This window comes from Arachidicoccus rhizosphaerae, from assembly GCF_900107765.1.
GTDB lineage: Bacteria > Bacteroidota > Bacteroidia > Chitinophagales > Chitinophagaceae > Arachidicoccus > Arachidicoccus rhizosphaerae.
In genome coordinates this window covers 1-23,617 of sequence record NZ_FNQY01000040.1, presented here as the reverse complement: position 1 = coordinate 23,617, position 23,617 = coordinate 1, and the positions used below count along the sequence as shown (strand labels likewise).

The following is a 23,617-nucleotide window of genomic DNA, read 5'->3' as shown; positions in this document are numbered from 1 at the left end:
CTTTTTTTTTAGAAAATCATTAGCTATTTTAAGTCTTCCTATTTCTGCATATAGATTCTCTTTTAAGGCCTGATCCTCAGACTGATCAGCAGGTGCATCCTTCTCAAAAACGAGACTAGCTTTGGCTAAAAACTCTTTTTTCCACGTGTTTATTTGAGTGGGGTGTATGTCATATTTCTTACTTAGTGTTTCTATGGTCTGTTGCTCTTTAATGGCTTCCAAACAGACCTTGGTTTTGAATTCTGAGGTGAACTTCCTGCGACTTGTTTTACTCATTTTTGAAAGGTTTTACGTTATAAAGTTATATCTTATTAACCTGTCCAAAAAATGGGGTCCATTATAGTGAATCTCCGGCCAAAGGGAGGAGTCTCCAAAATAAAAACAAATGGCGCCGATCAGCATACCTATAATCACCATAGGCTGTAATCTTTGTAACCTTCTTTTGAAAAAACCTCCTATAGTAAGCTTTTGCCAACGGTCATCATAAGCGTATCCAATGACAAATCCTGACAGGACAAAAAAGAAATCAACGGCCAGATAGCCATGGTTGATGATTTGCGTAAGTGGCCCCTCTGAATGTGCTTCAAATGTATGAAATAACACCACTATTACAGCGGCAACACCTCTCAATCCATCTAAAATGGCATAATGAGGTTTGGTAGGGATGGCACTGGCGTTTTGCGTCATATACTACTGGCGGATTTAAAAAGTAAGGAATTAATTTGTTAATTGTAAATATAACAAAGAAAAATGGATATTTAATCGGTGTCGTGAGAAAAGACACCGGTTATATCTAAGGACACGCCCCTTCTCCAGGATGCGAATTGTTGCCTTAAGGGATCAAATCCGACGATTGTCCATTTTAATTTGTTTTGAAAAAATGTAAGGAAGAATATTTTATCTATTCTGATAAGCCTGTTCAATTAATTCTATTACCTCGCAAGCTTCAGCGGTTGTTGGCAGTTCATTAGGCGCTCCATTAAAAAAATTAGCCAGTTGTTCATAGAATTGGTAATGACCGGCGGCAGCACCGTATTTTTCTTTTTGAGGATCTTCCATGAGCATTGTCTGTAACTGTGCTTGTTCGGGGAAATTATGGCCTACCGCGTATTGCAATTTTTCCATATACTGCCCACCGATTTTGACTGAACCTTTCTGCGCAATAATTGTAAGAGAGCTCTCCGCATTCTGGCTCCAGGCAGCGGTACTGAAGGTCATGGTAGCCATCGCATCCTTGGCTACTCCCTGGTCAAAGGAAAACTGAATCATACCGGAATCTTCAAAACTGGATAACTCCTGATGATTAAAATCATATAAGGCGGAGGATTTAACTACTGGTTTACCGAACAGCCAGTGAAGCATATCTATAAAATGAAGGAACTGGGTATAAAGGCTACCGCCATCGAGTGCTAAATCTCCATGCCAGCTTCCTTTTTGGTAATAGCGCTCATCTCTGTTCCATAAACAATTTATCTGAATAATATAGACTTTTCCCAATGCGTCCTCTTTTAGAAGAGAATATAACCATTTGGAAATCTTTGCATATCGGTTTTGAACAACTGGAAATAAATGTCGTCCTTTTTCTGACGCCTTTTTTTGCAGCTCTTTTAGCACCTGACTGTTTAATACCATGGGTTTTTCGGCCACTACATCCAGGCCGTTATTTAAACAGATATCAATTTGCGCCTGATGTAAACCGTTGGGGGTGGCAATGACTGCAAGTCGAACTTGCTCACCCATCGGCAACTTTTCATTGTCCGCGATAAAATCTTCTAGTTCATTAAAAAACTGAACCGATGGGGATAGGGAATCCGGACGATTTACATGATGCGGATCTATCAAGGCTTTTAACTCAAAATCATTACTTTCACTTATGACTCGTGCATGTCTTTTGCCTATATGACCATACCCGATTAGGACCACATTTATACGTCTGTCGCTCACTATTGTCTGATGTTTTTTTGGATGCTTATTATATTAGAGTTTCAGCAGGTATTCTCCATAACCGCTTTTCTTTAATGGCTCTGCAATTTTTTGAAGTTGTTCTTTATCGATAAACCCCATGCGGTAGGCAATTTCTTCAGGGCAACCGATTTTTAAACCCTGTCGGTTTTCAATGACCTGGACAAATTGGGATGCCTCCATCATGGAATCATGTGTACCTGTATCCAGCCAGGCGGTTCCCCTGCTCAGCACACCCACTGTTAAGGTGCCCTGTTCTAAGTAATACCGGTTGACATCCGTGATTTCATATTCACCTCTGGCAGAGGGTTGAATATGACGAGCGACTTCCACTACTGAATTATCATAAAAATAGAGTCCGGGAACGGCATAATTGGATTTTGGGCTACTTGGTTTTTCTTCAATAGAAATAGCCTGATTATTTGCATCAAACTCTACCACACCATATCTCTGTGGATCGCTAACCTGATAAGCATAGATAACGCCACCTTCTGGATTATTGTTTTGTTGCAGAAGTTTGGCCAGGCCGCTTCCATAAAAAATATTATCACCCAAAATCAGTGCTACTTTATCCGTGCCAATAAATTCTGCTCCCAGGACAAAAGCCTGTGCCAGTCCATTGGGTTCCGGTTGAATAACATATTCAAACCGGCATCCCCATTTATTGCCATCTCCCAGAAGCCGGATAAAGCCTGCCTGGTCCTCCGCAGTAGTTATGATCAAAATCTCCCTGATTCCTGCCATCATCAGCACCGACAGGGGATAATAAATCATTGGCTTGTCATAAATAGGCATAAGTTGTTTGCTGATGCCCAGAGTGATGGGATAAAGCCTTGTTCCGGAACCTCCGGCCAGTATGATTCCTTTCATGGGGGTAAATGATTTATGAGATTATACGTTAAAGTACGGCAACAATAAATCCTTTTCAGAAAGGATCATTTTATCCTTTGGTATTTGCCAGTCAATGCCCAGCGTCGGGTCGTCATATCGGATCCCTCCCTCCGAGGCCTTATGGTAGAAATTGTCACATTTATAGCTAAAGAGGGCTTTTTCGCTTAGCACTGAAAATCCATGCGCAAATCCTCTGGGTATAAAAAGCTGGAGATTATTCTGGCCGGATAATTCTACGCCAAACCATTGTCCATAGGTGGAGGAATCTTTTCTCAAGTCTACAGCTACGTCAAAGACACTGCCTTCAATTACACGGACCAGTTTAGCCTGCGCGTGGGCACCACTCTGATAATGAAGACCCCGGACAGTTCCAAAAGAGGATAAGGATTGATTGTCCTGGACGAATTCTGCACTATATCCTGTCAGCTCAGTAAAAGCTTTTTGGTTATAGCTTTCAAAAAAATATCCTCTGTCATCGGTGAAGACCCATGGTTGTAGGGTGTAGCACCCTTTTAAATATGTTTCTTTTATTTCCATAAATGATTCATGCAGATTTTATCTGCCACTATATTGCTGTTCGTAATATTTTTGATAATCCCCACTGGTGACATTATTTAACCAATCCTGATTGGATAAATACCAGTCTACGGTTTTTTCGAGGCCTTCTTCCAGACGCAGACTGGGCTTCCAGCCTAAGTCCTTTTCCAGTTTATCGGCATCGATGGCATACCTTAAATCATGTCCTGCCCTATCGGTCACAAAAGTGATTAATTGTGCTGAACTACCCGGTGTTCTATTTAATTTTTCGTCCATGATCTTGCATAAAAGCCTGATTAAATCGATATTGGTCCATTCATTATGTCCTCCGATATTATAGGTTGACCCCGACGCTGCCTGGTGATAAATAAGATCAATAGCGCGTGCATGGTCTTCCACAAATAACCAATCTCGGATATTTTCCCCTTTACCGTAAATAGGAACGGGTTTTTGATGCTGGATATTGTGGATGGCCAGGGGAATGAGTTTTTCCGGGAAATGATGTGAACCGTAATTATTACTACAATTTGAAATCACGGTATTCAAACCATATGTGTCATGATAAGCCCTGACAAAATGGTCCGAACTTGCTTTGGAAGCGGAATAAGGACTATGAGGGTCATATGCCGTCTGTTCCGTGAACATGCCTTCTTTACCAAGGGCGCCATAAACTTCATCCGTGGAGACATGGTAAAACCTGTGATTGTCATAATTATCTTTCCAGGTAGCTCTGGCGGCATTCAGTAAATTGACTGTTCCTACAACATTGGTCAGCACAAATTCCAGGGGACTACTGATGGAACGGTCTACATGGCTTTCTGCTGCCAGATGTATAATGCCATCTGGTTGCTCCTGGGTGAATATATCCAGCATCTGCTGGCTGTTGGTAATATCCGCTTTTATAAACCGGTAGTTCGGTTTATTTTCTATGTCTTTCAAATTAGCCAGATTGCCTGCATACGTCAATTTGTCTAAATTGATTATCTGGTAATCAGGGTATTGGTTGACGAACCGGCGAACTACATGAGATCCGATAAATCCGGCGCCTCCCGTTATTATAATGGTTTTATCTGCCATAGATATAAATAAATTGCTATTTCAAACAAATATAGTCCGCTTTGACTAAAAAAGCTGAAATACAATTATAAAAAACAAAAAGTTCAAACAGTTTTAAGGCCGTTTGAACTTTTGATAAAGATTTACCTAAAGAATTAATAATTAGGCGTTTTTGCCCAGGCAATTTAAATCGCCAAAAGCTTCTTCCAGGCGTTTAACAAAGGATTCCTCTCCCTTGCGTAACCATACGCGTGGATCGTAGTATTTTTTATTTGGCGCATCTTCGCCGCTAGGGTTACCTAACTGACCCTGAAGATAAGCTTCATTTTTTCTGTAATAGTCAAATACACCGTCAGCAAATGCCCACTGCATATCTGTATCCAGGTTCATTTTTACGACGCCATATCCCAAAGTTTCCGTAATCTGAGATTTTTCTGAACCGCTACCTCCATGGAATACGAAAGAAACAGGTTTGGCGTCTGCGGCCAAGCCAAGTTTTTCAGCAACATATACCTGACTGTTTTTCAGGATGGCTGGCGTTAATTCCACGTTGCCTGGCTTATATACACCGTGTACATTCCCAAATGCAGCTGCAATGGTGAATAAGTCCCCTACTTTAGCCAGGGCCTGATAGGCTTCAAATACTTCTTCAGGCTGTGTATATAATTTGGAGTTGTCTACATGTGAGTTATCAACACCATCTTCTTCCCCTCCGGTTACTCCCAGTTCAATTTCCAGGCACATACCTAATGGAGCCATTCTTTTGAAGAATTCAACGGAAGTGGCTATATTTTCCTCAATCGGCTCTTCGCTGAGATCCAGCATGTGAGAACTGAATAAGGGTTGTCCTTTCTCTTTGTTATATTGTTCACCCGCTGTAATTAAACCGTCAATCCAGGGCAACCATTTTTTAGCAGCATGGTCTGTATGAAGGATTACAGGTACGCCATAATATTTTGCTACATTATGCACGTGCAGAGCTCCACTGATGGCGCCACTGATATTGGCCTGCAATTTATCATTTGGCATGCCTTTACCGGCAAAAAACTGCGCACCACCATTGCTGAATTGAATAATAACTGGTGAATTAACTTTTGCGGCTGTTTCCAGCACGGCGTTAATGGTATTTGTACCGGTTACGTTAACTGCAGGAAGGGCGAAGTTGCCTGCCTTTGCATCGCTGAATACGGCAGCTACTTCTTCGCCATGTAAGACGCCTGCTCTGTACTTTGCCATTGTAAAATTTTAATTTGTAATGAATAATGTTTGAAATCTCGGCAATTTACTGATGTTTTGCCAAATGAACAACCTAACTTGTGTTAGGTGTTTGATGCTCAAAGCTTAAGATTCCATGACTTTCCATGGCCTCCTGTAGTCTTTTAATGACTATGAAGGAAAAAAGCTTTATATTTTATTAATACTCATTTGTTTAAATTTAATCAAAATTCCACTCACCCGTTAAAACCCTATGCCAAACAAAAAAATCGATGTAACTTACTGCTGAATTAAATTTATATAACAGGCGGTTGCCTAAAAACAACCTATGGAAGGCTTTAATTTCTCAAAATATAAACCGGAAGCAGAAAAATCCAAGTTTGAACAATTATTGGATTTATTTATGCAGCTACTCCCCTATACTAATGGAGATGCCGCAGAAACTTTGCGCTGGATGATGGAGCTGGACAAGCAGTTTCATTTAACAGGCAAAGATTATGGCATGGGTGATTTTATTCAGGACCTTAAGGATAATGGTTATCTGAAAGAAGATCCTGTCCAGGGGGATTTTACATTAACGTCAAAATCGGAGCAATCTTTAAGGCAAAGAAGTCTGGAAGAGATTTTTAGTAAACTTAAGAAATCCAAAAGCGGTGAACATCTGACAAAAAAACCAGGTCAGGGTGATGAAATCAGTCCTGATACGAGAAACTATCAGTTTGGAGATAAGCTGGAACAGATTGATTTTACGGAAAGCATTCGTAGTGCACAAATAAACCACGGGCTGGACCAGTTTAGCCTGGAAGAAAAGGACTTACAAATCAGGGAGACAGATTTTAAGGCCCAGACTTCCACCGTTTTAATGATTGATATATCGCATTCCATGATTTTATATGGAGAGGATAGAATTACACCGGCCAAGAAAGTGGCGATGGCGCTCAGTGAGCTGATCACCTCAAAATATCCGAAAGACACCCTGGATATAGTGGTATTCGGTAATGATGCCTGGACGGTGGAAATTAAGGATTTGCCTTACCTGAAGGTAGGTCCTTACCATACCAATACGGTAGCGGGTATTGAGCTGGCGATGGATATTTTGCGCAGAAGAAAAAATGCGAATAAAAAGATTTTTATGATTACGGACGGCAAGCCTACCTGCCTGAAAATTGGAGGCCGGTATTATAAAAATGCATTTGGGTTGGATAGAAAGATTACTAATCGTTGCATTAACCTGGCCGTTCAATGTAAAAAGCTAAAAATAGATATCACTACCTTTATGATTGCCTCGGACCCTTATTTACAACAGTTTGTTACAGAATTTACGGAAGCCAATAACGGCAAAGCTTATTTTGCCAGCCTTGATAATCTGGGGGCGTTTATATTTAAGGATTTTGAGAGTGGTAAGCAGCGCCGGATTTATGACTGAGGATGTTTGGAATTCCTTTACTATCTTTAAACCTGTATCAGCGGCATAATGCAGGTGGTTTATTGATTTTTAATTTTATAGAAAGGACGCTAACAAAAAGTCCTATTTGAATAATATGTTGTCATTTGTCTTAAAGAAAATGGGGTACGGTGTCCTGGTACTGGTGGGCGTGGTCATCGTAGTCTTTTTTTTATTTCAGGGTTTTGGTGATCCTGCAAGACTGGTACTCGGTCAGACGGGTGACAGTGCAACGCTCGCCAATGTGCGCAAAGAACTGGCCTTGGATCAGCCAAAATGGAAACAGTTTACGCTTTATCTCAATGACGTGTCCCCTATCGGTGTGGCCACCAAAGCGGATATTCAACAAAAGAGTCTGCATGGGCTTTTTGTCGGAGGCGATCTGAAATTGGGTATTAAAGTCCCTTATTTAAGACGTTCTTATCAGAACCGAAGGCCTGTTATGGACATTTTATTAGAGGCATTACCTGGGACCATGATTCTCGCTTTTTCGGCCATGATTTTTGCTACGATTATAGGTATTTTGCTGGGCGTAATCTCTGCCGTTAAACAAAATACTTGGATGGACAGTTCGGCCGTTTTTACCAGTGTGCTGGGTATTTCTGCCCCGTCCTTTTTTATGGGAATTGTGATTGCCTATGTTTTTGGTTTTTTACTCCATCGGTATACCGGCCTTTTTATGACAGGGAGTCTGTATGATTATGATGTTGTATCAGGAAAACACCTGGCTCTGAAAAACCTCTGGTTACCTGCCCTTACGTTGGGAATCCGGCCTTTAGCCATCATCGCCCAGTTAACCAGAAGTGCCATGTTGGATGTGCTGAGCAAGGATTATATCCGCACGGCCTATGCAAAAGGCCTTCCTAAAAAAATGGTAGTCTGGAAGCATGCTTTACCCAATGCCTTGAACCCCGTGGCCACTGCCATTACCGGTTGGTTTGCCGAGTTGTTGGCTGGTTCTTTTTTTGTGGAGTATATTTTTGGGTGGAAAGGAATTGGAAAAACCACGGTAGACGCCCTCGAAAATCTTGATTTCCCGGTGGTGATGGGCAGTGTCTTAATCACGGCCACTTTTTTTGTTATCGTAAATATATTATCAGATCTGTTATATACGGTGCTGGATCCTAGGGTAAAATTGCATTAAAGCTGAAGATCGGACCGTTTGCTTTTGCCAAATCTTCAGCTTTATGGTTAGTGATCCTGTTGTTCTTAATTTTTGGAGCGCTTCTGACGAATAAAAAAGAGCCGGTAGCCAATAACAATGACACTGATTAGCATAAGCACACCTATAATGGTGCTGGCATCCTTGGCGGATTTACCCGCCCAACTCATAAATTCATGTTTATGGAAAAAGGCGAAAATAAGCGCATCTGTCTGTTTGAAATGATCCGCTTTTTTCACCAGACTGCAGGTATTGACATCAATAAATACGGGATTGGAACCGGCGCTCTTCTTACTGATTTGCCAGACAGGCAGAATCTTATCTGAAAAATTGTACTGCTCGGTAAAATGCGTAAGGTAGTCCAGATTAAATGTTGATGTGTCGGGGGAAATAGCACTTTCTTTATTTTGCCAAAAAATCCTACCAGCCAAATCAGAGGCTATTTGCTTTTCCGGGACTGCTTCGAGAATACCTGTATGCAGGGCATTTTTTGAACAGTAAATCCGAAAAAATTGATTAGCTCCCGGACTGACGCTACGTGCCACCATCAGGTCTTTGGCTGCTGACCCCGGTTGGGTACGATTCGTTTTAATAAGGAACTGGCCATTTATACTAAATAACCTTAAGAATGTTAAAGGCCCGGACAGAAACTGTTGATTAATAAGATCGTTTAAATTATCCGGAAGAGCAGCAGTTTTCATAACTGGATCTCCGATGGCCTGAATGTAAAAGGGGGTTCTGGCGTTTTGAACCGCATGGACAAGGCCGCTGAATGCCCAGCTCAGAAAAAATACAGCCCCGAAAATGGCTGTCACCCGGTGCAGTTTCCTTGCCCGGACCAGCTTGTTTTTTGTGGCTTTTGCTGCTTTTGTTTTAAAGGATAGATATATACCAAGTCCCGCAGTCGTTAATGCCAGCAATAAAATTAAACCGATAATGACCGCTTTAAGTACCGCCATCCTATCCATCCAGGACCAGGTATGAAACCAGCCAAAAAACCGGTTAAAATTTCGGCGGTTATTATCTATTGCAAAGGCAAAACTTCCACTACGTGTATCCACATAAATGCCGATTTGATCCTCCCTGGCAAACTGTACCTGCCAGACCGGCAAAAGCCGGTTTACATAACTGTATTCGTCGGTAAAGTTTTTTATTTCCCGGACCGATAAAACAGCCGGCGAATGATCTGCAGGCTGAGCGGACAGAAAATGCCTGGCTAGAAAAACGGCGTAATGCTGGTCGCCATTTTTAAGTTCTACGCCGGTTTGCAGGTTAAAATAGCGGACATCGGTTTGTTTATTATTTTGGCCGTTTACAGTTTGCAGGACCTGATAATACCAAATACTGTCCAGCTGTATAATTCGGATTCCGGTCGTTTTATTAATTTCTACCTTTAATAAAAGCTGTTTGACAGGTATGGCCTTTTGGATTAATGAGACGGGTATAGGTGTACTTGGGCTTGCCTGGGTGGCTATGTGCGGCCTGACACTGGTCATAAGTGGGTGCATCAGGCCGCTTACTGCCCATAATAACATGGGTATTCCGATAAAAATACTCAGACACCGATGCAGCCGGTATAATTTTTTTAATTGCATGGCATCTTTTTTAAAAATGGAAGGCAAGTCCGACAGTTAAGGTAAAGGGCATACCCAGATTATAACTATAGCCATAGGACGATTTGGTCGCGACAGTGGCGTAATAATTATCAAGTAGATTAACGGCATTAACCCAGATTTCTGCTTTATGCCATTGGAAGCCTGTTCTGAGATTAACCAGATTAAAGCCATTGTATTTCGTGGTATTGGCGTCATCCATATAATAACTGCCCACTCTTTGATATTCGGGCTGAATATACAGTCCTTTTACAAAATCAGGTCTGTAAGTAATGGAGGCATTTGCTAAAAAACGGGGAGCGGCCTGCATCTGATTGCCGTCCAGCTGTATGCCATTTTGGGTTTCCGTTTGGAACTTATGTCGGGATAAGGTTGAGCTAAAGCGAACCTGAAACTGATGATCCGGTTGATAATTGAGTCCAAGTTCCAATCCGCTATGTGCGGTTTTACCGGCATTTTTGTTTTCAGAAGAGCCGTCTGAATTTCTGTACGAGATAATTTCATTAGTGCCGAGCATGTGGTACAGGCTCCAGTCAAGACCCCATGTGTTTTTATATAAATGTAACCAGCCTCCGATTTCGTAGTTATGAAATATCTGGGGTTTTAAAAAGGGGACTTTGACATTGTTGAACAACTCTGTAACCTGAGGGGGGACATATCCTTCTGCATAACTGGCATAAAAACCAAGCCGTTTCAGATTATAATTCAATCCTATTTTAGGGGTCCAATGATTATAGCTGACATCAGAGGAAGGCGCTCCGCTGACAGAGGTAACAGGCAGATGATTGGTGAAATCATAATCAAAACGGTCATAGCGGCCTGCCAGGGTGAGTCGGAGCCCTTGCAGTATATCCATTTGCCATTGTAAAAAAGCCGCATAATTATTAATATGGGTATTATAATCCGTCAATAAGGAATCAGGGTTATTAAAGCCAAAATAATCTCCGGCTGCGTTTTTATTCACTTCTATATAGTTAGCAGTATAATAACTGGGGCTGATGTCAGCGCTGATACCCATTATAAGGCTGCTGTTATGCCAGTTGAATTGTTGGCGGTGCTGCAGGAGTCCGACATAACTCTTAAAAGCATTCATGTTAATCTCGCCCGTGGCCTTAAGGGGATTGTTTTTGTCGTCTTTAATTCTGTAGGCAGGATTTTGCCCGGTCTGATTATCCCTGTACATAAAGGAAAGCTTGGTGGAACTATTGTTATTCCATTCTTTAGTCAGCACAGAGCTGGCTCTAAAGGCCCTTACTTTTCTATAGGTAAATTGATAATGGCTGGTAAAATTTTTGGCTGCAAAAGCAGTACTGTCCAGAGAGCCCGACATATCGGCGTAGTAATCCACATAAGTTGCTTTGTTCTGCCAGCTTAAGGAAGGGGTAATCTTGTAAACGGTATTGAGTGTAAAGGCGGTCTTATGGTAATCATTGAAATCAATTGGTCCGTTATGCCGATTGGCATAATAACCGCTCAAGTTCATCCCGAATTTCCCAAAAGTGTCTCCGATTTGCAAAGCAGTCTTTTTATAGCCATTGTTGTCAGCTTCAGCGGTAATTTTTCCCAATAAATTTTCAGGTGGTGCAACGGAGATTAAATTAACTGCACCTCCTACGGCTTCCGGTCCGTATTGCGCAGAAGCAGGTCCTTTTAACACTTCAATTCTTGAAGTGGCGGCAAGGTTCATTTCTAATAATGCATTGTGGTTATACAGCCCTGATGTTCTGATGGGAAGCCCGTCTTCAAGGTACAAAAAGAGGCTTTTTGTGGTAATGGGCTGGCGGATACTCATTTCATGCTGTTCATTGCCTAAATCAGCCATAAATACACCCGGGACTTTGTTGATCAGCTGGTCAATCTGTGTAGCCTTGCTCAAAGCGATTTGTAAGGAATCTATCACGCCAATGGCGGCCGGAATATCAGATCTGTTTTGCCGGAACCTGGCGGCGGTGACCAAAACCTCTGAAAGGTTATTTTCCAGCGGTGTCAGATAGGCTGTAAAGGGGTGGTCAATTTCCTTATGACTTCTAATGAGTTGAAAAGGAAGATAACTGGCTGCACTGATGTAAAGTGTATCCATTTGCAGTTGGTTTTCCTCCACAGGCATATTGCAGCCGGTACTACTGTTAAGGTATCCCATGGAAAAATTACCCGTTGTATCTGAAATACACTGGCATGTAGCGGCGTTGTCAGCGCAGCAGCAACTCGTCTGAAACCTGATGGTAACACCTGGTACTGGAAGGCCTGTAAACTGGTCCAGCACCTGACCTTTTATTTGTTGGAAACTACCAGTTTGTTGCCCGTATCCGCTGTTGAAGATGGAAGTGATACTTATAATGAGTAAGAATAAGATTTTGCATGTCCATCCGGCTCCCGGCCATTTTTTAGGGACATATAAAAAGCAGACGCGCAAACAGTAGGAATTCAATATATTGAAGAGCTTTTGCATAGTTGTATTTTTGTAAGTATACGCTGTGGCGTATTCTTCTCTTTTAAAGATTAGCATAGAAAGGCCGCTACCCTTAATGAGTCAATCTGCCCCATCAGGATATAATCATTTTATGGAAAAACAGTAAGGTCAGTACCCGGTATTACAGCGCTACAGACACTAAATTATCGCGTATGTCAGTAGTATAACTGCATGACTGCTCCAGGTATTGCTACCTGGTCTTTGCCTGCCGGACACAAGAAGTCCTTTGGTAATAGCACCATTCAGCCAAGGCCTGGCGCCATACGGACGTTGATTAAAATGAAAAATTGAAATTAACAGCTCGCAGGAGGATGTAGCAGTCTTTTTTGATAAGACTGACTGGTAAATATGGCCGGAATACCATATTGAGGGGTAATGGTAATAAATGAACCAATGTTGCCCACCGGATCTGAAGCGGTCTTTATAAAGACGGTTACCTCAAAACTGACTTTTTTATCAGGATTAGGCTGATTTTGTTTCTGGTCTTCGTGGAGTTTTTTATCCAGCTGGCAATGTCCATTACAATGCATTTCCGGATGATCTTTATTGACACAAAGGTTTGCGGCAATATAATTTTCATTGGCATAAAAAGTGGCCATCACCAGAAAGTTATTAAATATCTGGCAGTTAAGCAGTAATATCAAAAATATGGTAACGGCTGATTTTATAATCAATGATTTGCCCGCAAAGTTAAGGTTATACAGACTTTTGGCAAAATCATGTATCAATTTTATTTATGATCCTGATCAGTTTTTGAACTGTCGGCAGACATTTGCGGCTGTCTTGCTCCCTGCACCTTGAACACTTTATAACAGTCAATAATATACTGACCTAAAGATAAATCAACCATACCCTTTAGCTGGTCGTAGGATGGTCTGTATTTTTTCATAAATGTATGCAGTTCTACGTCATCTTCAATGCCGGTGAGGCTCGCGACCAGGGTTGGCGTAAACCTTGAGTCTATATAACCGTCCTGTTCACTGCTGACGGCAAATTCCTGATATCTTTTCTGCCGGTTTAAATAAGGTTGTCTGAATACGTTTATGGCAGAACTGACAGGATGCAGCGGACTGAATTTCGGTTTTGTATAATCGAAGATATCACCGTAAATCCTCCTTTTTTCCAGTGAATCTGTATGATAATTACGGGCGTTCACCTTTACATCTTCCAGCTGGTTAAAATAACTGTCATCATAAAAAGCGGGGTTTTGTAAATAAATATCAAATTTCTCCGGAGTGGTGATCATACTGATCGGATAGGCCATAATGCGCCTTCCTTTGTAAGACACATACAGGGTATCCTTATTAGGGTTTTCACTACTGATTTGATAAAAACCGGTTGCATCTGAAAATGTAACTACGCCCCTATAGGTACTGATTTGCATGGAATCCACCGGATCGGTGGTGGTACGGGCACCATAAACATGTCCGCGAATCAGGCGCTGTGCTTTGGCCCCTACTATTCCTATTGATATTAAAATTAAAACACATATAATCCGCTTCAAATGCATATATTTTCTTGTGTTCACAAATATGCATCCAATTTAAGGGATAATCTGCAAGCGGATGTTAAAAATTTTCCGGATATATCGTTTTTAGAATAGGTCTCGAATAAAAGGCTAACCATTGTTCATAAAATTGGGTTGTCTTTCTATTTCTCAGTCGGATAAATATAAATACCTATCTTTATTTGAGTGAAAAAATGGCGTAATATAATTTTGGTCCTGTTAGGCGGCTGCAGCTTTGGAATTTTATCCACTTTTGTCAAGCTTTCCTATGAAAAAGGTTTGTCGCTGGCTGATGTAACCAGTGCACAGGCTTATTTCGGAGCCGCCATTTTGTGGTTGTTTTTATTGATATATAAAGGCACAGCCTTGTTGAATGGCGGCGGTAGGATAAGGCGTGTCTCAGCAGCCGGTATTGAGCAGTTAAAAATTAAAAATAAGGTTTCGACTAGACTCAGGTTGATACTAACCGGGATGGCTTCTGGTGCGATTAGTATCTGTTATTACAAATGTGTGGAGCATATGGCGGCCTCCATTGCTATTATTTTGCTGATGCAATATACCTGGATGAGTATTTTGCTGGAGCGTTTCATTTTTAAAATCCCGGTTACCGGCCGTAAATGGTTGTTTGTTGGTATTGTACTTCTGGGGACTATTTTAGGTTCCGGGCTGATAGGTCAGCGGGGCACAGTAGACATTGCCTGGAGTAGTATTGCCTACGGATTACTGGCGGGTTTCTTTTATGCCGTTTTTATATTGGCGAATGGACATGTAGGCAATGAAATGCCTGCAGTCATTAAAAGCTCCTGGGTCGTCCTTGGAGTCGTCCTACTTATTATGGCTGTTTTTCCGCCATTTGGTAAGTTGGTGTCTTTGATGCATCATCAGGCGTTACCAAATTATTTGAAACAAGTCGCAGTGAGCGGATTACTGCTTGGATTTTTTGGTATGGTGCTTCCGCCCCTGCTTTTTGCTTCTGCCATCCCTAAGATAGGGGTCGCACTTAGTAGTATTCTAGGCAGCATTGAACTGCCGACAGCGGCACTTTGCGGATATTTTGTCTTGCAGGAAAATATCAGTCTCTGGCAATTGGCGGGTATTCTGTTTATATTAGGCGCCATAATTATTGTAAATATTGAACCTAAACCCAACGGACAGCATCGCACCTAGGATATGTATTTTGCGATTGAAATATTGCCCTTATACCGGATCAACATCAGCGGATAGAATGACTCTGGCATATTGTTTTGTAGATTGTAAAATAGCCATTTGCTGATCTATGATTTTTCTGCAGGCGCTCAGCATCCCATTTTGTTTGGGGATTTTAATAAGCATCTCCCAGTAATATTGTCCCCGGATGCGCTCTATGGGCGCTGCGGCCGGCCCCAATACGACAAGGGCCGGAAGTTGTTGTAATCCCTGGGCCATAATGACTGCGGCCTGCCTGGCCGTATGCGTATCTTTATGCTTAAAGGTCAGGCGTAGCAGCCTGGTAAATGGCGGATAATTAAAATCCTTTCGGTGGGTAATCTCCTGCGCATACATAGCCGGGTAATCATGTTGTTGAACGAACTGCAAAACAGGATGATGAATATTGAAGACCTGTATCAGCACTTTCCCCAATCCGTCCTTTCTGCCCGCTCTGCCACTCACTTGTTCCATAAGCTGGAAAGCTCGCTCTCCCACCCTGAAATCTGTAAAATTCAAAAGGCCGTCAGCGTCCAATATACCTACCAGACTGACCTGTTCAAAATCCAGCCCTTTTACGACCATCTGGGTACCAATCAGTATATCTATTTTCTGAGACTCAAATAATTGAATCATGGCATCATGCCCATATTTACCTTTGACACTGTCGTAATCCATTCTGGCCACCCTGGCTTTTGGGAATAAGGCGGCGACAGCCTCTTCAATTTGTTCGGTACCGAACTTTTTTCGCTGGAAATCGTGGCTGCCACAGGCAACGCAGGTGGTTATCAATGGATATTCTGTACCACAATAATGACAAAGCAGCTTGTTTTTACTTTTATGATAGGTGAGCGATACTGCGCAGTGTTTACACTGCGGTATCCAACCACAATTGTTACAGATCTGATAGGGAGAATAGCCTCTTCTGTTTTGAAATAATATAACCTGCTTATGTGCTTTTATGGCCAGATGGATTTCCTCCTCCAGTCTGGGAGATATTAATATAGGTCTGGGTATTTCTCTTGTAATCAGACTTAAATTATCCAGCTCAATGGCGGGCATCGCAACGTTCTCATACCGCTGGCTGAGTTCTACGAATCCATATTTGCCGGCCTGGGCATTATAATACGATTCCAGCGAAGGGGTGGCACTGCCAAGCAAAACCGGACAATTTTCAAATAAGGTACCATAATAAATGGCTGCGTCCCGTCCATGATACCTTGGGGCGGGATCTTGCTGTTTGTAGGAACTATCATGTTCTTCGTCCACCACGATCAACCCAAGGTCCTTAAAGGGCAAAAGCAAAGCAGACCTGGCGCCCAGGACGACCTGTACCTCGTTTCTTAAAACTTTTTCCCAGAGTTCCACTCTTTCATTGGGATTAAATCTGGAGTGATAAACCGCTACGTGGCCGCCAAAATGATGCTGGAGCCTGCGGATAATCTGAGAGGTCAGCGCTATTTCCGGTAAGAGATAAAGTACCTGTTTACCGCTCCTTAAGACCTGTTCGATCAGCTTAAAATACAATTGGGTCTTACCGCTGGCCGTCACCCCCTGCAGTAAACTGACATGTTTATCCTGCATTTGTTGCTGAAGCTGATTTAGGGCATGCTGTTGTGCGCTGCTCAGGGTGAAATCCATTTCAATAAATGGCGTTAGTTCCGGAAGACGGGTTATGGACCTGCTCTCGGCAACCAGTATTTGTTTATCCAATAACGTTTTTAAGGTGGTCGCGGATGCCTCTGCTTTTTTAAGCAAAGCGGTTTGTAAAACATCCCCTTCCCCTAAGGCCATATGCCTTAACAACATTAAAATCTTCAGCTGCGTAGGAGCCCCTTTCCAGTTATTGAGCAGGATCTCCAGGTTTTCCTCCTTTTGGTAATCAGGATGAAAGCTGATGAAAATGGCCTTTTTTTCTTTATACTTTTCTTTGAGCGATTCCTCTATATAACAGATACCTCTGTCAATGAGTTTTTTAACGACACTATAAATCCGCCTGCCTTCCAGTATCTGTTGAACTTCTGTGAATCTTAATTCTTTTCTGATCTGTAGCGCTTCTGCTAATAAATACTCTTCATCTGAATAGTCATTTTCCTGATCTAGTTCGATTGTTCTGTCCTGGCCGTCCATATCCTCTGCCAGTCTGATAATACTTTCACTGGAGAGTTTGAAATTGCTGGGGACGGCTGCCTGCATCACATCCCCTTCACTGGCCAGATAATAATTGGCCATCCATGTCCAAAATTTTAACTGGGTAGGTGTGACTATGGGGGTGCTGTCCAGTAAACTGTATACAGGCAGCGGTGTAAACGATTCGGGAGCCTTATTGAACAATCTTTTTATGATGCCGGTGTATTTTTTACCTCTTAGTGCAACCTCTACCCTGAGTCCGATGGCAGCTTCTGCAATAAGCTCTTCTGGTATTTCCCAGGTATAGTTTTTCGGCAGGTGTAGTGGAACAATGATTTCTGCATACAATCTAGGTTTACCTGTCTGGGCGCTCTCAAATAAGTTGCTCGTCTGGGCTGGCATATTTTGTTGATTATCTGTATGTTGAGTGTTCTTGTTGTCCTGTGTTACCATGCTTAATATTTCCTGTTTTTTGCTGTTGTTCTCCCGTGCTAAGACGAAGATAAACTATAGTTGGCTTGTAGGAAAACATTGCTGCAATTGTTGGATCCGACAACGGATTATATGTTAACTGATTCTAAACTCCTTTGTTAAAGCGGTAACTCTGCTTATATTTGATGAAGGGTAATTTGCTCTTATCATATTGTAAAAGAAAATATTATGAAGAAATTATGGTCTCTGGTGGTGATGGGTCTGATGGCCATTTCCCCTGCCTTTAGTCAGTCCAATGAATCTTTTAACGGAGAAATCGGGCATTTTTTACATGAAGACAGCCTGCATATGCCCCCAAAGGATGCCATTTTGTTTGTCGGGAGTTCTTCTTTTAGAAAGTGGACCGATGTTTCCAATTATTTTCCAGGATATACCATTATTAACCGGGGATTTGGTGGCTCTCAATTGCCCAATCTGATTTATTATGCGGATAAGATCATTTACCCCTACCAGCCCAAACAGGTGATTATTTATTGTGGCGAGAACGATTTTGATTATGATAAGACCATTAGCGCAGATTCTGTTTTTGAAAGGTTTCATCAGCTCTTTGATAAGATCCGGGAAAAACTTCCTCAGGCCAATATCGGTTATGTTTCCATTAAGTTCAGCCCTAGCCGCAAGTATGCCTGGGATCGTTTTGAAAAGACCAATAGTTTAATTGAAGATTTTTTGGAAGAGCAATCCAATGCTGAGTATATTGATATTACAAAAGCCATGGAAGACAGTAGCGGTAAGGTGGACACCACCCTGTTTTTAAATGACCAGCTACATATGAAGCCTGCCGGGTATAAGAAATGGCAAGAGGAGATTCAACCCTATCTGACCAAGTAAACGCTGGTCTGAAAGATTAAAAAATGGTTCGTCAGCAATGCTGACGGACCATTTTTTGAAAACGCTTATTAAGGAATAGGGAGTTAAAGGAAAGCCCTAAGATAAATCCGATCCAGATGCCTGTTACCCCGAAATGAAAGACAAAGGTGAGCAGGCAGCCGATGGGAACACCAAAAACCCAGTAAGCCGTTGCCATGTAAATAGTAGGCATTTTTACATCACCGATCCCTCGGAGGCTGCCAACACCGATGGCCTGAGTCGCATCGGAAATCTGAAAAACGGCCGCATAAAACATGAGCATGGAACTTAAGGCGATCACCTGGCCGTCGTCATTAAAAATCTGAGAGAGCGGTTTACGCAGTCCAATAAACAAAATAGCGCAGATTAATCCGTAAATAAGGCCAGAATAAAACGTGCTTTTCCCTATTGTTGAAATCTCGGGCCAGTTTTTTCGTCCAAACGCATTGCCTATTCTGATGGAACAGCCCTGTGCCAGACCCAGAGATACCATAAAGGTAAGGGAAGCGCATTGCAGGGCAATCTGATGGGCGGCCAGCTCAATAGCCCCCAGCGTACCTACAATAATACCAGAAACCGCAAAGGCGCCTGTCTCGATGCCTGCCTGCAGGCCACTCGGAATCCCAATATGTAAGAGCTCCTTCAGGGTTCGGAGCTTTAATTTCCACTGATTTTTACGCACGGCAACATATCTTCTGAAAAGTGGATGCGTGAATAATACCACAATCATAGCCATCAGTATAATGATACGGGTAATCAGTGTCCCGAGTCCGGCACCTACCAGCTCTAATCTGGGCATTCCCCAGTTGCCAAAAATCAACAGCCAGTTTAAAAATACATTCAGTGGCATGGCCAGTAAAGAAAGGATCATCGCGGTCTTTGTCTTTTCTAACCCGTCTGTAAACTGCTTTATGGACATGAACATAAGGGTTGGTATCACAGAAAAACCAACCAGTCTTAAAAAGGGAACAGAAAGCCTTGCTACTTCCGGATCCTGATCCAGATGAAATAAAATGTTTTTGCCCATTTCCAATAACCCGCTGATCAATAAGGCCGCAACTGAACAAAGAATAAAACCATTGTATAAATAATGGGAAACCTGTTGTCCGTCCTTTTTGCCATGAGCTGCAGCTACTTTTTGGGAGATGGACATGGTAAGGCCTATACCAAAAACAAATGGAATGACCAGTACACTGTTGACCAGAGCGGAGGCTGCCAGCTGTTTGTAACTTATGGAGCCAACCATGGCAGCATCTATCAGACCCAGAGACATCTGGGTCAGTTCACCAAAAATAATAGGTGTGGAAAGTTTCCAGGTTTTAATGGCCTGTTGCTTGAGCATAGTTATTACCGCCTGATTGATTTAGAATAAAAGGGGGAACAAAGCTAAAGTAATTTTTGGAACCAAAGGGTTAAAATTAAAAGGATTATCTCCTGTTAATAAGGACATTTATAGAAAAAACTACGGAAGTTATGCCTTATATTTAATTAATATTAAATATGTCTGCCTGAATCGTGACTGCGACCTAAAGTATAAGGTTTATCTAAGAATAAGCTGACATCCAATGCTTTTTTGTTTTTAATCAGTAAATTGCAGGCGAAACAATATTATATGTTTTCAGCATTTTTAACGGAGTTCGGTAAGTATCTGATCATGATTAAAACCATGTTCACCCGACCTGAGAATTTTAAAATGTACTGGAAGGAATTTGTCAGCCAGTGCTATGAAATCGGGTTCGGTGCCTTACCTATTGTATTAATTGTCTCTATATTTCTGGGGGCAGTTACCACTGTGCAGACCGCTTACCAGCTGGTCAGCCCATTGATTCCGCTTACGACGATTGCGCAAATTGTCCGAGACAGTATACTTTTGGAGCTCTCCCCTACGGTTCTAAGTATCGTACTGGCTGGTGTGATTGGCAGTAAAGTCGCATCAGAACTCGGTAATATGCGGGTGTCAGAGCAGATTGATGCGTTGGAAATCATGGGAATTAACCCCTATTCCTACCTGGTATTCCCTAAAATAGCCGCCTCTTTTATTATGATGCCTATTTTGATTTTGATTTCCTGCATTGTAGGGATTTGGGGAGGAAGGGTTGCCGGTGAATTTTCGGGAATCATATCTCCCAATGTATTTGACAGAGGTTTACGCATGGGCTTTAGTACGTTTAATGTGGTATTTGCCATGATCAAAGCCTATACTTTTGCTTTTTTAATCAGCAGTATTTCCGCATATTATGGATTTCATGTCAAAGGAGGCTCCTTGGAAATTGGTCGTGCCAGTACCAAGGCCGTTGTAACGAGCTGTATCACCATTCTTATCGCGGATTATATTTTGGCCGCTGTCTTGTTGTAAGCAGCCTTACAGCAAAGTCCTGTGATCCATTGTATTAACAGCTGCCGGTTGTTTTTAATGGCCGGTCAGCGCTAAAAGACAACACACATTGAAAACAGTAGATATTTTAATCGTTGGCGCCGGTCCAATTGGGCTAACCTGCGGCATAGAGGCGAAAAAAGCAGGCCTGGACTATCTGATTATAGAAAAAGGGGCCCTTGTAAACTCTCTTTTTAATTACCCTATTTTTATGACCTTTTTCTCCACGGCCGATCGTCTGGAGATTGGAGGCCTTCCTTTTATGTGTCTGACCCCCAAGCCTGGTCGCCAGGAAGCACTTGAATATTATCGGCAGGTAACGCAGTATTTTGACCTGAATGTGCAGTTATATGAAAAGGTGGATCAAATTACTAAGCCGGACGAACTATTTTTGGTGCAGACTGATAAAGGGAGCTATCAAGCCAAAAAAGTGGTAATTGCGACCGGTTTTTATGATGTGCCCATTTATATGGATATTCCGGGAGAAGATTTACCTAAAGTGCATCATTATTATAAAGAAGCACATCCCTATGTTATGGAAAAGACCCTGGTGGTGGGTGCCAATAATTCTGCCGTGGACGCTGCACTGGAAATCTGGCGTAAAGGCGGCGATGTAACGATGTTAATCCGGGGGACAGAAATCGGCAAGAGAGTTAAATATTGGGTGAAACCTGATATTGAAAACCGGATTGCAGAAGGTAGTATTAAGGCTTACTTTGAGTCAGAGCTATTAGAAATAAAAGAAAAGGAAGTCATTATTAAAAATAAAGAAGGAGCCATTATTACCTTACCTAATGATTACGTCCTTGCCATGACGGGGTTCAGGCCGGATTTTGATATGCTGGGTAGATTCGGGATTCAAATTGACCGGGAAAATGCCTGTTTGCCGGATCATAATGCAGATAGTATGGAGACAAATGTGCCGGGCTTATATCTGGCGGGCGTTGTCTGCGGAGGTCTAAATACCCATAAATGGTTTATAGAAAACTCTAGGATACACGCAGAGAAGATTGTGGGGCAAATTGCTACTGAATTGAAGGATGATAGCAATCTTGAACAATCAAAGACATAATTGAATTGTGTGCGATACAGGAAGAACCTAAAATTTGTTTAGGCTGAGGGTGTAATTTAAACTGTGTCATATCAAATTAATTATTAATTTTAAAACCTGATATGATGACAGAAATGAACGAAAAGATCGATTACAAGGCACTTCAGCAGAAAGCCCTTGAACAGTTTAAAGCAGGTAAAAGCCTTGTTGGTAAAAATGGCGCATTTGCACCGTTAATCAAACAGCTTCTCGAAGCAGCGTTGGAGGCAGAGCTGGAAGAGCATATAGCCAAAGAAGAAGAACCTAATAGGAAGAATGGTAAGGTGCGTAAAACCATTAAAACTGCTGATGGTCAATTTGAACTGGAGACAAGCCGTGACCGTAATGGTAGTTTTGAGCCTGAACTAATTAAAAAACGGGAGACTGTATTAGCCGAACAAATGTAGGAACGCATTATAGCCATGTATGGCATTGGAATGAGCCTGCGTGACATTTCAAAGCACATAGAGGAGCTTTATGATGTTCAGGTGTCCCACGACACATTAAGCAAAATAACTGACCGTATTTTGCCTGTCATCAAAGAATGGCAAAATAGGCCATTAGAGGAAGTCTATCCAATTGTATGGATGGATGCGATTCATTATAAGGTGCGCGAAAATGGCGAGGTAAAAAGCCGAGCTGTTTATAACATACTAGGAATCAATAAAGAAGGTCGGAAGGATTTGTTGGGTCTGTACGTATCAGAGAATGAAGGCGCTAAATTCTGGCTAACAGTGCTCACCAATCTGAAGATCCGTGGAGTGAAAGATATATTGATTGCCTGTATTGATGGCTTAAAAGGCTTTGAGGAGGCCATTCTTAGTATGTTTCCTGAAACAGAGGTGCAGAGCTGTGTTATTCATCAGATACGTAATTCGCTCAAGTATGTAGCGACTAAGGATCAAAAAGAGTTCATGGCAGAATTGAAGCTTGTTTATAAAGCTGAAACCAAAGATTTAGCAGAACTGCACCTGGAAAAACTTGCGGATAAATAGCAGAAAAAGTATCCAATCGTCATTAACTCCTGGCGTGATAACTGGCATAAGTTATCAACATATTTCAAGTATTCTCCCGATATCAGACGTATTATTTATACAACCAATACCGTGGAAGGATTTCATAGGCAGATACGGAAAGTGACCAAAACAAAGGGCGCTTTTCCCAACGATGACGCGTTATTAAAGCTGATATATTTAGCATAGGGTGTTCCTGTAAACTCTCCAAAGGAGTTGCCACATATTAAATATTAAACTAATAAGTCCTCTCTTTTTTCCATAAAACGGAATTTAAGAGAGGATTTTTTGTAGACGGGACATAGCAAGACCATCGGAGCTGTTATTTAGCCCGGTTGGATAAGATAAGCGTGCTAATTCTAGGCCGCTGTGCTTTTAATCTGTGCGGCCTGTTGCATTCTTTTGCTGATAATGGATGCGTTTGCTGTAAGGATGCCAAAGAAGATCCAGCAGGTCTCGGTAGACTGGTTCCTGGCTTTGATTTTATTTAAATGATAGTGATTTTTCTCATTGCCAAAACTTCCTTCCAGGACCGTGCCCCTTTGACGGTTCAGCGCTGCCCGCATCGTTTTAGATTGTTCAACCAAAGCAGGCTTCTGCCTTCCTTTAGGAATAAAGTTAGTGGTG

The 23,617-nt window shown here is 42.0% G+C and carries 19 protein-coding genes and 2 pseudogenes; 7 read left to right on the top strand and 14 right to left on the bottom strand.

Annotated elements, in window-relative coordinates; genetic code table 11:
- The 7 genes from BLU80_RS18885 to fbaA all read right to left on the bottom strand — a co-directional run.
- The coding region (locus tag BLU80_RS18885; protein ID WP_139188216.1) for a transposase at window positions 1-276 on the bottom strand (276 nt) is incomplete at its 3' end.
- Between the two features lie 12 nt (window positions 277-288).
- Window positions 289-687: an acyltransferase family protein gene (locus BLU80_RS18880; RefSeq protein WP_091401472.1), complete on the bottom strand. Its 399-nt coding sequence runs from the start codon at window positions 685-687 to the stop codon at window positions 289-291.
- A gap of 210 nt (window positions 688-897) precedes the next feature.
- Window positions 898-1,944 (bottom strand): Gfo/Idh/MocA family protein, encoded by a 1,047-nt coding sequence (locus BLU80_RS18875; protein WP_091401470.1) that lies wholly within the window; start codon window positions 1,942-1,944, stop codon window positions 898-900.
- A gap of 33 nt (window positions 1,945-1,977) precedes the next feature.
- Window positions 1,978-2,832, bottom strand: a complete 855-nt coding sequence (gene rfbA, locus BLU80_RS18870; RefSeq protein WP_091401468.1) for a glucose-1-phosphate thymidylyltransferase RfbA — start codon at window positions 2,830-2,832, stop codon at window positions 1,978-1,980.
- 21 nt (window positions 2,833-2,853) lie between these two features.
- A complete protein-coding gene (gene rfbC / locus BLU80_RS18865; RefSeq protein ID WP_091401466.1) occupies window positions 2,854-3,390 on the bottom strand; it encodes a dTDP-4-dehydrorhamnose 3,5-epimerase in 537 nt (178 codons plus the stop codon).
- 18 nt (window positions 3,391-3,408) lie between these two features.
- The gene (rfbB, locus tag BLU80_RS18860; protein ID WP_091401464.1) at window positions 3,409-4,467 is read right to left on the bottom strand and encodes a dTDP-glucose 4,6-dehydratase; all 1,059 of its coding nucleotides are present in this window, start codon (window positions 4,465-4,467) and stop codon (window positions 3,409-3,411) included.
- A 141-nt stretch (window positions 4,468-4,608) separates the two neighbouring features.
- Entirely contained in the window at window positions 4,609-5,682 is a 1,074-nt protein-coding gene (gene fbaA / locus BLU80_RS18855) for a class II fructose-bisphosphate aldolase (RefSeq protein ID WP_091401463.1), read from the bottom strand.
- 307 nt (window positions 5,683-5,989) lie between these two features.
- On the opposite strand from fbaA, the gene BLU80_RS18850 reads away from it, so the two are divergent.
- Complete coding sequence (locus tag BLU80_RS18850) at window positions 5,990-7,087, top strand: vWA domain-containing protein (protein WP_091401461.1); 1,098 nt, start codon at window positions 5,990-5,992, stop codon at window positions 7,085-7,087.
- A 115-nt stretch (window positions 7,088-7,202) separates the two neighbouring features.
- Complete coding sequence (locus BLU80_RS18845) at window positions 7,203-8,249, top strand: ABC transporter permease (RefSeq protein ID WP_091401459.1); 1,047 nt, start codon at window positions 7,203-7,205, stop codon at window positions 8,247-8,249.
- Window positions 8,250-8,314: 65 nt separating this feature from the next.
- On the opposite strand, the gene BLU80_RS18840 is transcribed toward BLU80_RS18845, so the two are convergent.
- The 4 genes from BLU80_RS18840 to BLU80_RS18825 all read right to left on the bottom strand — a co-directional run bounded on the left by BLU80_RS18840 (window position 8,315) and on the right by BLU80_RS18825 (window position 13,878).
- Window positions 8,315-9,862 carry a PepSY domain-containing protein gene (locus BLU80_RS18840; RefSeq protein ID WP_139188215.1) on the bottom strand — a complete coding sequence of 516 codons (1,548 nt, stop codon included), beginning with the start codon at window positions 9,860-9,862 and terminating at the stop codon, window positions 8,315-8,317.
- A 10-nt stretch (window positions 9,863-9,872) separates the two neighbouring features.
- Entirely contained in the window at window positions 9,873-12,329 is a 2,457-nt protein-coding gene (locus tag BLU80_RS18835; protein WP_170831299.1) for a TonB-dependent receptor family protein, read from the bottom strand.
- A gap of 314 nt (window positions 12,330-12,643) precedes the next feature.
- Complete coding sequence (locus tag BLU80_RS18830) at window positions 12,644-13,078, bottom strand: hypothetical protein (protein WP_091401455.1); 435 nt, start codon at window positions 13,076-13,078, stop codon at window positions 12,644-12,646.
- A 2-nt stretch (window positions 13,079-13,080) separates the two neighbouring features.
- Window positions 13,081-13,878 carry a hypothetical protein gene (locus BLU80_RS18825; RefSeq protein WP_139188213.1) on the bottom strand — a complete coding sequence of 266 codons (798 nt, stop codon included), beginning with the start codon at window positions 13,876-13,878 and terminating at the stop codon, window positions 13,081-13,083.
- A 165-nt stretch (window positions 13,879-14,043) separates the two neighbouring features.
- Here BLU80_RS18825 and BLU80_RS18820 point away from each other — a divergent pair, with 165 nt between their 5' ends.
- Entirely contained in the window at window positions 14,044-15,024 is a 981-nt protein-coding gene (locus tag BLU80_RS18820) for an EamA family transporter (RefSeq protein WP_091401452.1), read from the top strand.
- Window positions 15,025-15,054: 30 nt separating this feature from the next.
- On the opposite strand, the gene priA is transcribed toward BLU80_RS18820, so the two are convergent.
- The gene (gene priA, locus BLU80_RS18815) at window positions 15,055-17,625 is read right to left on the bottom strand and encodes a replication restart helicase PriA (RefSeq protein WP_244519023.1); all 2,571 of its coding nucleotides are present in this window, start codon (window positions 17,623-17,625) and stop codon (window positions 15,055-15,057) included.
- A 207-nt stretch (window positions 17,626-17,832) separates the two neighbouring features.
- On the opposite strand from priA, the gene BLU80_RS18810 reads away from it, so the two are divergent.
- Window positions 17,833-18,495, top strand: a complete 663-nt coding sequence (locus BLU80_RS18810) for a GDSL-type esterase/lipase family protein (protein WP_091401450.1) — start codon at window positions 17,833-17,835, stop codon at window positions 18,493-18,495.
- A gap of 31 nt (window positions 18,496-18,526) precedes the next feature.
- Here BLU80_RS18810 and BLU80_RS18805 read toward each other — a convergent pair whose 3' ends face one another.
- Window positions 18,527-19,855, bottom strand: a complete 1,329-nt coding sequence (locus BLU80_RS18805; RefSeq protein WP_091401448.1) for an MATE family efflux transporter — start codon at window positions 19,853-19,855, stop codon at window positions 18,527-18,529.
- A gap of 270 nt (window positions 19,856-20,125) precedes the next feature.
- Here BLU80_RS18805 and BLU80_RS18800 point away from each other — a divergent pair, with 270 nt between their 5' ends.
- The 3 genes and pseudogenes from BLU80_RS18800 to BLU80_RS19945 all read left to right on the top strand — a co-directional run.
- On the top strand, window positions 20,126-20,869 hold the full coding sequence (locus tag BLU80_RS18800) for an MlaE family ABC transporter permease (RefSeq protein ID WP_211481911.1): 744 nt from the start codon (window positions 20,126-20,128) through the stop codon (window positions 20,867-20,869).
- Between the two features lie 88 nt (window positions 20,870-20,957).
- Window positions 20,958-21,959, top strand: coding sequence for a YpdA family putative bacillithiol disulfide reductase (locus tag BLU80_RS18795; RefSeq protein WP_091401446.1), 1,002 nt, complete (start codon window positions 20,958-20,960; stop codon window positions 21,957-21,959).
- Between the two features lie 113 nt (window positions 21,960-22,072).
- Window positions 22,073-23,170: pseudogene (locus BLU80_RS19945) on the top strand (IS256 family transposase); the annotation flags it as partial.
- Between the two features lie 179 nt (window positions 23,171-23,349).
- Here the strand turns inward: BLU80_RS19945 and BLU80_RS19610 are convergent.
- A pseudogene (locus BLU80_RS19610) lies at window positions 23,350-23,617 on the bottom strand (hypothetical protein); the annotation flags it as partial.